This is a genomic window from Neisseria weixii, assembly GCF_002327085.1.
GTDB classification, from domain to species: domain Bacteria; phylum Pseudomonadota; class Gammaproteobacteria; order Burkholderiales; family Neisseriaceae; genus Neisseria; species Neisseria weixii.
On the sequence record NZ_CP023429.1, the window covers coordinates 1,970,494 to 1,982,648 of the forward strand.

The 12,155-nt window shown below is 51.1% G+C and carries 9 protein-coding genes and 1 pseudogene; 3 read left to right on the top strand and 7 right to left on the bottom strand.

Annotated features, from left to right (window positions below):
- Positions 1–118: 118 nt before the first annotated feature.
- The 4 genes and pseudogenes from CGZ65_RS10000 to CGZ65_RS10020 form a co-directional block, all read right to left on the bottom strand.
- Positions 119–1,058 (bottom strand): annotated as a pseudogene (locus tag CGZ65_RS10000) (transposase).
- 143 nt (positions 1,059–1,201) lie between these two features.
- Positions 1,202–2,284 carry a prephenate dehydratase gene (pheA, locus tag CGZ65_RS10005; protein WP_096295703.1) on the bottom strand — a complete coding sequence of 361 codons (1,083 nt, stop codon included), beginning with the start codon at positions 2,282–2,284 and terminating at the stop codon, positions 1,202–1,204.
- Positions 2,285–2,444: 160 nt separating this feature from the next.
- Positions 2,445–3,680 carry a multidrug effflux MFS transporter gene (locus CGZ65_RS10010; protein WP_096295704.1) on the bottom strand — a complete coding sequence of 412 codons (1,236 nt, stop codon included), beginning with the start codon at positions 3,678–3,680 and terminating at the stop codon, positions 2,445–2,447.
- Positions 3,681–4,484: 804 nt separating this feature from the next.
- Positions 4,485–4,739, bottom strand: coding sequence for a bacteriocin (locus tag CGZ65_RS10020; protein ID WP_096295705.1), 255 nt, complete (start codon positions 4,737–4,739; stop codon positions 4,485–4,487).
- 357 nt (positions 4,740–5,096) lie between these two features.
- Between CGZ65_RS10020 and CGZ65_RS10025 the strand changes: the two genes are divergently transcribed.
- The gene (locus CGZ65_RS10025; RefSeq protein WP_096295706.1) at positions 5,097–6,626 is read left to right on the top strand and encodes a helicase HerA-like domain-containing protein; all 1,530 of its coding nucleotides are present in this window, start codon (positions 5,097–5,099) and stop codon (positions 6,624–6,626) included.
- 63 nt (positions 6,627–6,689) lie between these two features.
- Here the strand turns inward: CGZ65_RS10025 and CGZ65_RS10030 are convergent, their stop codons facing one another.
- Positions 6,690–7,178: a cysteine hydrolase family protein gene (locus CGZ65_RS10030; RefSeq protein ID WP_198345279.1), complete on the bottom strand. Its 489-nt coding sequence runs from the start codon at positions 7,176–7,178 to the stop codon at positions 6,690–6,692.
- Between the two features lie 398 nt (positions 7,179–7,576).
- Positions 7,577–9,556 carry a DNA topoisomerase IV subunit B gene (locus CGZ65_RS10035; RefSeq protein ID WP_096295707.1) on the bottom strand — a complete coding sequence of 660 codons (1,980 nt, stop codon included), beginning with the start codon at positions 9,554–9,556 and terminating at the stop codon, positions 7,577–7,579.
- A 235-nt stretch (positions 9,557–9,791) separates the two neighbouring features.
- Here CGZ65_RS10035 and CGZ65_RS10040 point away from each other — a divergent pair, with 235 nt between their 5' ends.
- Complete coding sequence (locus CGZ65_RS10040) at positions 9,792–9,980, top strand: hypothetical protein (protein WP_096295708.1); 189 nt, start codon at positions 9,792–9,794, stop codon at positions 9,978–9,980.
- Between the two features lie 155 nt (positions 9,981–10,135).
- On the opposite strand, the gene CGZ65_RS10045 is transcribed toward CGZ65_RS10040, so the two are convergent.
- Positions 10,136–10,660 (bottom strand): RNA pyrophosphohydrolase, encoded by a 525-nt coding sequence (locus tag CGZ65_RS10045; RefSeq protein ID WP_096296171.1) that lies wholly within the window; start codon positions 10,658–10,660, stop codon positions 10,136–10,138.
- Positions 10,661–10,996: 336 nt separating this feature from the next.
- On the opposite strand from CGZ65_RS10045, the gene CGZ65_RS10050 reads away from it, so the two are divergent.
- Entirely contained in the window at positions 10,997–12,145 is a 1,149-nt protein-coding gene (locus CGZ65_RS10050) for a polyamine ABC transporter substrate-binding protein (protein WP_096295709.1), read from the top strand.
- Positions 12,146–12,155: the final 10 nt, after the last annotated feature.

Genomic DNA, 12,155 nt, shown 5'->3' on the forward strand with positions numbered 1-12,155 from the left:
GGCCATCCCATCCAAACGGTTACCTGAACAATTAAGTAACCGTTTTTTCATTTTCAGACGTGTTTCCCGTCCGTATTTCCCCCAGTCAGCCCCTTTATCGGGGTGCCCGTTGCCCTTTTCAGGCAGCAGCAGGCACACGAAGCCTGCCGGCTGCCTTTGGCAGGTTCAGGCACACCGCTTTCAAATGGCTTTGCGCCGGCACTTTCCGCAAACCGAAATAACGCGCTCTTTTACAGCCGGATTTCCGGTGTGGCGTACCGAAGGTTTGCCCGGCCGCACAGCGCCCTTCCGACAGCTGCGTATTGCGCTGTTTCTCCTGCTCCGTTAAAGGTTTGCCCCGCTGTGCCTTACGCATCATGCCGCCGGACAGCCGTTTGCTTTGCAGATGCTCCCGGTTGGCTTTACTGTCATACCCCTTATCGGACAGACGGTTGTTCCGGGTGCGGTGCCGTCCGGCAGCGGTTCGAAATGGTTGCACTCACGGGCGTTGGCCGGGGTGAATTTGCCCTCTTTCTTCACCCGGCGCGCATCCTTGTCTTTGCCGGGCAGGGTTTCGGCAGTGATGCCGTTTTCATCGGTTTCGACAGCCTGACGCTGTTTGCCGCCGGCAGTTTGGATGATGGCGGCGTCAATCACTGCTGCCGGGGCTTTCTCTGTTTTTAAGCCTTTTTCGGTCAGCCGGCGGTTAATCAGTTCGGGAAGCCGGGCTAAGGCGTCATCCTGTGCCGGCCGGTTGCGGAAACGGCAGGGGTGCTGTGGTCGGGTAAGGCGGGTTTATCAAAGCCGCAGAAGAAGCAGAAATCCGGACGGGTAGCCAGACAGCGTTCCGATTCCGGATCGGAAAGGCTGTGCCATTGGCCGGGCAATACGGCTTTGAGCACGGGCGGCAGCGGATAGGCGGGGCGGCCGCGGTGGCCGCGGATGTAACGGGTCTTTTGCCGGTTGGGCAGTTGTCCGACGGGCTGCCAATCGGGCAGCCGGTTAATTTTGAGCAACGGGCAGCTGCCGGTATGTTTACCCGTCATGATTCGGGCTTGTTGGTGGAAGAAGCTGCTCATAAAAAAACGCCTCTGAATTCTTTAGGGGAATTTAGGGGGAATTTAGGGGAGTTTTGGGGTTTTTGCAAAGGTCTCAGGCCGTCTGAAAACCCTTCTTCACATTATGCAATCAGGTTTCAGACGGCCTTGGTCTGCTTAAATCTTTACAACACCACAGTCGGATAAGAACCAATCACTTTCACAAACGACGCGCGTTCACTCAATAATTGCAAGGCTTTTTGCACGCGCTCATCGTCTTTATGGCCTTCAATATCAATAAAGAACAAATATTCCCACAAGGCCGATTTGCTCGGGCGGCTTTCAAATTTGGTCATGGAAATGCCCAAATCAGTAAACGGCTGCAGCAAACCCATCACCGCACCGGCGCGGTTTGGCGTAGAAATCACCAACGATGTTTTGTCACTTCCCGTGCTGTTGGTGTCTTGATGACCCAGCACCAAAAAGCGCGTGGTATTGTTCGGCTCATCTTCGATGCACTCACCGGCAATGTTTAATTGATAGATTTCCGCAGCGGTAATGCCGGCAATCGCAGCCAGGGTACCATCGTCAGACTCGGCTACAATACGCGCGGCTTCAGCATTACTGGATACTGGGATACGCTCGGCATTGGGCAGGTTGCGTCCCAACCAGTCGTTACATTGCGCCAAAGCTTGCGCGTGGGCAAAGACTTTGGTTACACCATTGATTTCGTAGCTGTTTTTACGCAGCAAATTATGATGAATCCGCACCACCACTTCACCACAGGCTTTGAGTGCCGATACAGCCAGCAAATCCAGCGTACGGCCAATGGAGCCTTCGGTCGAATTTTCCACCGGCGCCACCAAATAATCGGCTTGGCGTGTTTCCACCATTTTGAAACAATCATCGACCGTAGTACAGGCTTGCGTATAAGCCGCGTGGCCGAAATGCTTAATGGCTGCCTGCTGGGTAAACGTGCCTTGCGGACCTAAATAAGCAATGGTCAGCGGGCGCTCTACCGCCAGACATTCGCTCATGATTTCGCGGAACAGGCGCGCCACCGACTCATTCGGCAGCGGTCCTTGGTTCAATTCTTGAATACGGCGCAGTACGGCGGCTTCGCGCTCGGGGCGATATACCGTACCGGTTCCTTTGAGCTCACCAATGGCGTGTGCGTGTCCGGCGCGTTCGTTTAACAGACGCAATACGGTAGCGTCTATTTCGTCAATCGCATCGCGGTGGGGTTTTAACTGCTCATCAATCGACATGATGTTTCTCTTGCATGAATTCGTGAATGTAGCGATTTTAGCATTAAACAGGCCGTCTGAAAGGCTTTCAGACGGCCTGATGCCGGAAATGAAAGCATTAAAGCCCAATGATTGCGTTTAAACGGTATTTCATTGCGCTCTTAACGCAAAATCAATATTTTTATTTAAACTCGCCCTGGTTTTTGTCATTTTCAATCCACGCCTCATGCGAACACACCCACAGCAACACAATGCCACACACCGTCGCCATGAGCATCATCACCGGCATAATCAAAGCCGTACCGTTGTGCAACCATGTGGCCAACATGCCCACCACCGCACCAATCACCGACTGGCACACACCCAACACCGCATTGGCGCTGCCGCTTTCTTTCTTGAAATAACTCATAAAACACGCCTGCGTATTGGCGCTGACCAAACCTTGTGTGCCGACAGAAACCATTACGCAGCCCACCAATGCCCACATCGGCGGCAAACCGTTCACCCACACCAGCAGCACCATCAGAAAATTGGCAGCAAACTGAATGATAATGCCCCAGCGCAAAATATTCTGCGGATGAATGCCCGTTTTCAAGCGCCACGCCGTCACACGGTTGAACAAAGCCATGGTGATGATGTTCAAGCCGAAAATCCACGCATAGCCGTGTGACGAAACTTCATATAAGTGCATATACACAAACGAAGATTCGGTCAAAAACGCAAACATCGAGGCAAAACTGAACGCTTGGAAAAACAGGTAGCCCATCGCGCCTTTGTTGCCCAATACATGTTTGAACCTAGCGCCGGCCACGGCAAAAATTTCGCGGCTGATTCTATCGGTACGCGTTGGTTTCGGCAGAAAAAATGTCACCAACACCAGCAATAATACGGCATAAGCGGTTAAAAACCAGAAAATCGCCCGCCAGCCGCCCAAGCTCTGCAACAGCGCGCCGACCATCGGCGCCATAAGCGGCACAATCATCAAAATAATACCGATGAGCGCAAACATCTGTGCCGCTTTTCGTCCGTCGTAATGGTCGCGAACCAAAGCACCGACCACCACCACCGTCATACCGGCACCAAACGCCTGCAGCGCACGCAAGGTAAGTAATTGCTCGACGTTGCTGATCATCGTCAGCCCCAACACGCTGATAAAATACAGTGCCAGCCCGACCAGTGCCACCGGCTTGCGCCCTTTGATGTCCGACACCGAGCCGCCGACCAATTGTCCAAACGCTGTGCCGAACAAAAACATACTCAAGCTTTGCTCGATTCGGTGAATATTCGAGCCCAAATTTTCCGCCATTTCAGGAATCGCCGGCAGATAGGCATCGATGGAAAACGGCATCAGCGCAATCAACATCGCCATCAACACCGCCATCTGCTTTTCGCCCAAAGGCTTTTTCGCAACAGTCATAATATCTTCACAAACCGTTTCCGGCAATTGAAAAGTTTGAAATTATAAAAGATTTCAATTTATTCTGAAAGCACAGGCCGTCTGAACATTTACCGCGTGAAGCAGACACGGCTACCGTTTCAGACGGCCTCTTACTCCCAATAGCGGCATAACCGCCAAACCGTCTAACCATACGGCAACGCTTAGACACAGCTGAATATCACGGATTAAAATAGAAACGCCCAAAAAGCGCAGAGAGGACATTTGCCCACTGTTTCGGATATTCGGGAAAATCAAAACAGCATAGGCTGCAAGTGCCCACCCTATGTACAGCTTTTGAGATGCTTACGGCAACACCGGTATTCCCGTGTGCGTGACCATTTCGGGAAGAAGCACGCTGCTTACGGTGCGTTCGATGAGTCTGAACGACTTTGACAAACAGATTTGGGCAAGTCTGCTGATCTAATCTGAAAGCGGGTTTTTCTTTCTATGCTTATATTTTATGTATTCCCAAAACATAAAATGCATTAGCATAACCACAAGGATGGCTTTGATACCGTCAGAAAAAAAACGGTCGTCTCCCAGAAAATATTTCGCATCGATAATATAGAAGCTCAGAACGAAGTTTATGACGGTAACGATAAAACTGGAGGCGAAACATATAATGGCAAATATCTTCCAGTATCGCCTGCTGAGCCTCATCAGCAAGCGTAAATTCTTCTTATAATTTTCCCAAAATTTTTCATATCGGCATCCTTTCCGATAATTTGTAAAAATTCCGTATCCTGCACAATATTTTTCAGGATACGGAATAACAATGGTCATTTAATAGCCAAACGATTTTTCACTTACAAATGAACCTAATTTGCCGCCTAAATATCCACCTACGGCACCACCGATATAACCACCCGCAGCCATACCGGCCGGACTGCCAATCGCACCTAATGCCATTCCGGTAAAGGTACCGGCTAATGCGCCCGCTCCCCCTCCGACAAATCCGCCTGTATCCGAAGCAACCGTTTTACCTAAGTCAAAACCGCCGGAAACCTGCTGTAAATCATTCATGCTCAATGTTTGCATATTAAATACTCCTAAATAGTTGAAAAAATAACAGCAAACGTTTTTATCTGTCTGCTGTTATATTGACACTGATAATCCGTATCAGTTTATTTTTTGAAACTATTTTATAAGTTTTATTAATAAATGAAAACACCACCCAAATACAATAAAAAAACCGCCTAACAAAATTTTCAGGTTGATTTTTTTCGAGAACATAGGTGCCGTCGGACGGATTCCCGTATCCGATATACTCAGAGTCGGAGCAATCTTCAAAACCGTCCCGTACTTTCCAGACGGCCTTGTTCCTATCTGTTGCCCTATGTGCGGAAACATAAGAAAATAACTTATTTTTCAAACCATCCAAGCAAAGGAACCTTCATGACCACCTTCCCTATCGCCCGCGTCGGCGACGTTTCTCTTGAAATCCAAGGCAAAATGGCCAACCGCCACGGTCTGATTGCCGGCGCAACCGGTACCGGTAAAACCGTAACCCTGCGCCGTATGGCCGAAGCCTTCAGCAGCCAAGGCGTGCCGGTGTTTTTGGTCGACGTAAAAGGCGATTTGTCAGGCATTTCGCAAGTCGGTGCCGCCAGCGGTAAGGTGGGAGAGCGCATTGCCGAATTTGGGCTGGGCGAAAGCTGGCTGCAAAATTTCCCGGTGCGCTTTTGGGACGTATTCGGCGAAACCGGCATTCCCGTGCGCGTGACCGTATCCGAAATGGGGCCGATGCTGCTGGCGCGTTTGATGAATTTGAACGACACCCAAGAAGGCTTGCTGAATTTGGTTTTCAAAGTGGCTGACGACCGGGGCTGGCATATTTGGGATTTGAAAGACCTGCGCAGCATGTTGAAACACGTTTCCGACAACGCCGCCGAATACCGCACCCAATACGGCAACGTTTCCGCCGCCAGTATCGGCGCAATTCAACGCCAATTGCTGACTTTAGAAAACGAAGGTGCCAACGGTTTCTTCGGCGAACCGGCATTGAATTTGGCAGACTGGATGCAGTCTGAAAACGGCAAAGGCGTAATCAATATCCTGAATTCAGAAAGGCTGATGCGCTCACCGCGTATGTACAGCGCGTTCTTATTGTGGATGCTGGCCGAATTGTTTGAAATGCTGCCCGAAGTCGGCGATCCGGAAAAACCGAAATTCGTGATGTTCTTCGACGAAGCGCATTTGATGTTCGACAACGCTGCTGCGGCATTGGTAGAACAAGTCGAGCAAGTGGTGCGCCTGATTCGTTCCAAAGGCGTGGGCGTGTATTTCGTGACACAGAATCCGCTTGATTTGCCGGATACCATTCTCGGCCAATTGGGTAACCGTGTGCAACACGCGCTGCGCGCCTTTACCCCGCGCGACCAAAAAGCCGTGCGTGCTGCTGCCGAAACCTTCCGCAGCAACCCGAATATCAAAGTCGCTGAAGCCATCGCCGAACTGGGCGTGGGTGAAGCCCTGGTGTCTTTCTTAGACGAAAAAGGCATGCCCGCACCGGTGGAACGCGCGTATGTATTGCCGCCGCAATCCGCATTGGCCCCATTGTCCAAAGAAGAACGAGATGCTTTGTATCAGCACGATGATCTGTATCAGACCTACAAAGACATGATCGACAACTATTCGGCTTTTGAAGCTTTAGCCGAACTGGACAGCGAGCAAGCCGCAGCCAAGCAAGCGGAAGAAGCCGCCAAAGCGCAGGTGCAAGCTGAAAAAGAAGCGGCCAAAGCCCAAGCCAATCAAGATCCGGGTTTGCTCGGCGGCTTTATCGGCGGCCTGACGGGCGGCCGTAAAAAATCCGGCCAAGGCGTAGGCTACAATGTGGCCGATGCCGTCGGCAGCCAAATCAACCGCCAAGTGACCAACGCCATCTCCCGCAGCGTGATGGGTATTATTAAAAATCTGTTGAAGTAATGCATACAACAAAGGCCGTCTGAACATTTCAGGCGGCCTTTGTTCTTGATTTTGAAAAAATTATCAAACCAATTTTGCCAAATTATCCGCAGTATCCACATTGGCATAAGCAAACGCCAATGCCGACATATAAGCGACGTGCACATCAGCCGCAGCCACGGTTTTGCCGCCGAATTCCAAATCACGCGTCGCGCACGCATCGCGGGCAACATGGCATTGATAGCCCAAATCCGCTGCCGCGCGGGTGGCCGCATCGATACACATATGACTCATCGCGCCGATAATCAGCAAGCGCTCAATACCTTGCTGCTGCAATTGCGCACGTAAATCGGTGGTACCGCGGAAGCTGTTGATTTCATGCTTGGTAATCACCGCTTCGCCTTCTTTTGGTTCAAATAGCAGATGGAACCGCACACCTTCGCTGTTTTCTGCAAAAAACGGCGCACACTCACCGGCGAACACATGACGCACATGAAACACGGGCAAGTTTTTGTCGCGGAATACCTTCAACAATTTCGCGCCCTGCTCCGCTGCTGCTTCGGTGCCGGCCAAAGGAAATTGGCGCCTTCAAAGCTTGGGAAATAATCGTTTTGGAAATCGACAATCAACAATGCGGTTTTCATATTACGTCTCCTTGCGGTGTAAAAGATGGGAATCAAAACCGCAGTCTAGCCGTAATTGGATTGCGTTAATAGTGCATTTCGAATCAAAAAACAAAAGAATCGGGTCAAAAATAACCCGATTCTTTTGTTTAGGCCGTCTGAAAAAGATAGTTTGAAACCTTTGCAAAACTCGTAATTTTCAGAAATCTTTAAGCCGTCATTAGCTGCGCGGGGTGAAGCGTAGCGGACTTGCGCAGCTAATCACGTCAGTTTTTGGTGTCCTAGCTCTTAAAAAGTTTTACAAAGGCCTCAGCGTGACTTCAGACGGCCTCCATTACAATTCACTCATCAAATATCCACTTCCGCCGTATCGCCTTCTGCTTCCATCCACGCGCGGCGGCTGGCGGCTTCGCCTTTGCCCATCAGCTTCACGAAAATATCGTAGGTCTCCTCGCTGCTGCCTTCGGGAATCTGCACTTGCAACAGGCGGCGGGTATCGGGGTGCATGGTGGTGTCTTTGAGCTGGTCGGGATTCATCTCGCCCAAGCCTTTGAAGCGGCTGATGGAATAAGCCGTTTCTTTGACGCCTTCTTTTTGCAGGCGTTCTAAAATGCCGTCAAGTTCGGCTTGGTCGAGCGCGTAGAATTTGCGGGCGGGTTTGGATTTGCCTTGCGCGTTCACATCCACGCGGAACAACGGCGGTTGGGCAACATAAATATGGCCGTCTGAAACCAGTTTCGGGAAATGGCGGTAAAACAGGGTCAGCAGCAACACTTGAATATGCGAGCCGTCCACATCGGCATCAGACAAAATGGCAATTTTGCCGTAGCGCAGGCCGCTTAAGTCGGGGTTGTCGTTCACACCGTGCGGATCGACACCGATGGCTACGGAAATATCGTGGATTTCCGCATTGCCGAAAAGTTGGTCGGGATGCACTTCAAAACTGTTCAACACTTTACCGCGCAAAGGCAGAATGGCTTGGGTGGCCTTGTCGCGCGCCAACTTGGCCGAACCGCCGGCCGAATCGCCCTCGACTAAAAACAACTCGTTTTCGCGCACGTCTTCGCTTTCGCAGTCGGTGAGTTTGCCCGGCAACACAGCCACGCCGCTGCCTTTTTTCTTCTCGATTTTTTTCACCGAACGCATACGCGCCTGCGCCTGTTTGATCGCCAATTCGGCAATTTTTTTACCGGCTTCGACGTTTTGGTTTAACCACAATTCCAAGGGATCACCCGATACGGCAGCGACCAGCTTCAACGCATCACGGTTGGTGAGCTTGTCTTTGGTTTGACCTTGAAATTGCGGGTCAAGCACGCGCGCGCTCAGTACGAAGGCAACTTTGTTGAACACGTCATCGCTTTGCACTTTCACGCCGCGCGGCAATAAATTATGCAGCGTGATGAAGTTGTTGACGGCATTGAACACAGCCTGTTTCAAACCGGCTTCGTGCGTACCGCCCAACGGCGTCGGAATCAGGTTGACATAGCTCTCATTGGCGCAAGTGCCTTCTTCCAGCCAAGTCAGCGCAAAGGCTGCTCCCTCGCCCACGGCAAAATCGCTGTCGTGGCCGCCTGAAATGTAGTTTTCGCTGGCAAACAGCGGCACCGCTTCCTGCGCTTCGCTGATTAAATCCATCAGGTAACTTTTCAGGCCGTTGGGGTAATGCCATGTTTGGGTTTCCGGCTCGGCTTCTCCTTTTACCGGACGCGCCAGCGACACGGTTACGCCCGGCAGCAACACGGCTTTGGCGCGCAACAGGCGTTCTAATTCGGGAATGCTGTATTGCGGCGATTCGAAATATTTGCCGTCCGGCCACACGCGCACTTCGGTGCCCGAATCTTTGACTGCACATTTGCCGATTTCGCTTAAAGGCTCAATCACGTCGCCGCCGGCAAACACGATGCGGTGGATTTTGCCTTCGCGTTTGACGGTCACTTCCAAGCGTTTCGACAACGCGTTGGTCACCGACACGCCGACACCGTGCAGGCCGCCTGAAAAGGCATAGGCACCGCCGTCTTTTTTATTAAACTTGCCGCCGGCATGCAATTGGGTAAACACCAGCTCCACTACCGGCAACCCTTCCGCCGGATGCATACCGGTCGGAATACCGCGGCCGTTGTCGCGCACGGATAAAGAACCGTCGTCGTGTATCGTCACACCGATTTCGCTGGCGAAACCGCCCAAGGCTTCGTCGGCGGCATTGTCGATGACTTCTTGGCAGATGTGGGTCGGGCTGTCGGTGCGGGTATACATGCCCGGACGCTCTTTCACCGGCTCCAAGCCTTTTAAGACGGTAATACTGGATTCGGAATAGTGTTTTTGAGTCATGATGTTTTTTCTAAGGTAATGCATTCAGACAGGCCGTCTGAAAATGTGTTCGGTAAAGAATCGAGAATGCGCCAACAGCAAAAAGTGGGATTTTAACATGTTTCGCTCCTTTCAGACGGCCATAACGGCGATTATGCCCTCCGCCTGAACAAAGATTAACCCGCAGCCATATTTACCCGCAAGCGGATTGATTATAGACTCAACCTACTCGCAGACTTCCAAAAGGTTATTGAAGATGAAAGAATCATTGTTGGCCTTGGCCTTATCCGCTTTGATGCTGGCCGCGTGCGGCGGCGATAACGACCGTGGCCGCGACAACGACCGCAACGGCACACGATTCGAGCAATCCGACCGTGACGATGATGGTAATCACGACCGTAATGACTATCAGGATGATGACCGTGATGATGATGACCGCCGTTAAAGTGCTTCAAACAGTTTTGCTTCAGCCCGATAAACAGAGCAGATGCCGTCTGAAAACAGCTTCAGACGGCATCTGCTCTTTGGTTATGGGACATTATGGGACAACTTTGCTACAAACCGGCAAGTGCTCATTCAGACGGTCTGAAAGCATTTGCCCTACTTCTCTTTTTGCTGCTGAATACGTTGAGCAAATTCGCCATAAGTTTCCACACTGCGTATAAAGCGCGATAACTCGGTAAGCGCGCCCAAATACACATCGCGTTTGAAATCAATCACTTCATCCACCGGCGCCCAATAATCGTGCCAACGCCAGCCGTCAAACTCAGGATGGTGCGTGGCGCGCAGATTGACGTCGCTCTCGCGGCCGACCAAACGCAGCAAATACCAAATCTGCTTCTGGCCGCGGTATGAACCGCGCCATTCTCGGCGCACCCAGTGCGTCGGTACATCGTAGCGCAGCCAGTCGCGCGTGCGGCCTAAAATTTTCACGTGTTGCGGCAACAGGCCCACTTCTTCCAACAATTCGCGGTACATTGCCGTTTCCGGACTTTCGCCCGGTTTGATGCCGCCTTGCGGAAACTGCCACGAATGCTCGCGCACACGCTTGCCCCAAAATACTTGATTCTTATCGTTCGTAAGGATAATACCGACATTGGGGCGATAGCCTTCTCTGTCTAACACGGTCTCGCCCTTTAAAAATTTAATGTGCTGATTTTCCCACAAATCATACGGTTTTGACAAATCAACACAACATTTCCGAGGCCGTCTGAAAAAATTTTATCGTTTGCGAATAAACCCATAGCGGAAGGCACCGTTAAAAGTGTCATTTTACCGCTTTTAAACTATTGCATTTGCAAGGTTTTTAACGTTTAATGCAAGCTTGCTGAATCAAGGACGGCACGAGGTATCTAGCGCCTGCCGCCCCACCACAGTTTCCCTTTTGTATGTGGTTTAAAGGTTAAATCCTTTGCCCACCGCTGCAATTTATTCCATTTCCCGACAAAAGGACTGTACACCATGAAAAAAACTTTTCTCACCGCCTGTATCACCCTAGCACTGGCGGCCTGCGGCGGCTCTGACAAACCGGCCGAAACAACCGCGCCACAAGCCAGCGAACCACAACAAGCCGCGCCGCAATCCAGCAATCTGAATATCTACAACTGGTCTGATTATGTCGATCCGCAAACCTTGGCTGATTTTGAGAAAAACAACAACATCAAAGTCCGCTACGACTATTACGACAGCAATGAAGCCTTGGAGGCCAAAGTACTGACCGGCAAATCTGGTTACGACTTGGTTGCCCCATCGATTGCCAACGTCGGCCGGCAAATCAAAGCCGGCGCGTATCAAGAAATCGATAAGAGCCAGATTTCCAACTACAACAACATTGACCCCGACCTGCTCTCTCTGATGGCCAGCGTCGACCCGGGTAACAAATATGCCGTGCCTTATTTCTGGGGCATCAACACCTTGGCGATTAATAAAGACTTGGTTGCCAAAGCTTTAGGCAGCGATGCTTTGCCTGAAAACGAATGGGATTTGGTATTCAACCCTGAATACACCGCCAAGCTGAAATCTTGCGGCATCAGCTATTTAGACAGCGCCATCGAACAAATGCCGCTGGCCTTGAACTACATCGGCAAAGACCCGAACAGCGAAAACGCTGATGATCTCAAAGCTGCGGTAGAGATGATGAAAAAAGTGCGCGGTGACGTGAAACGATTCAGCTCTTCAGGCTACATCGATGACATGGCCAACGGCAACTTGTGTGTGGCCGTGGGTTACGGCGGCGACTTAAACATCGCCAAAAACCGCGCCAACGAAGCCCAAAACGGTGTAAACCTGCAAGTTTTGACCCCGAAAACCGGCGTGGGCATTTGGATCGATTCCTTCATGATTCCGCGTGATGCCCAAAACGTCGCCAATGCGCACAAATACATCAACTACACGCTCGACCCGAAAGTGGCGGCGAAAAACGGTACATTCGTTACCTACGCTCCTGCCAGCCAACCGGCGCGCAAATTGATGGATGCCAAGCTTTCGGAAGATCCGTCTATTTTCCCGAGCAAAGAAGTGATGGACAAGAGCTTCGTGATTTCACCGAAACCGCCTGAAACCAGCAAATTAAGCGTGCGTTTGTGGCAAGGTTTGAAAGCCGGCCAATAAATTGAGATTT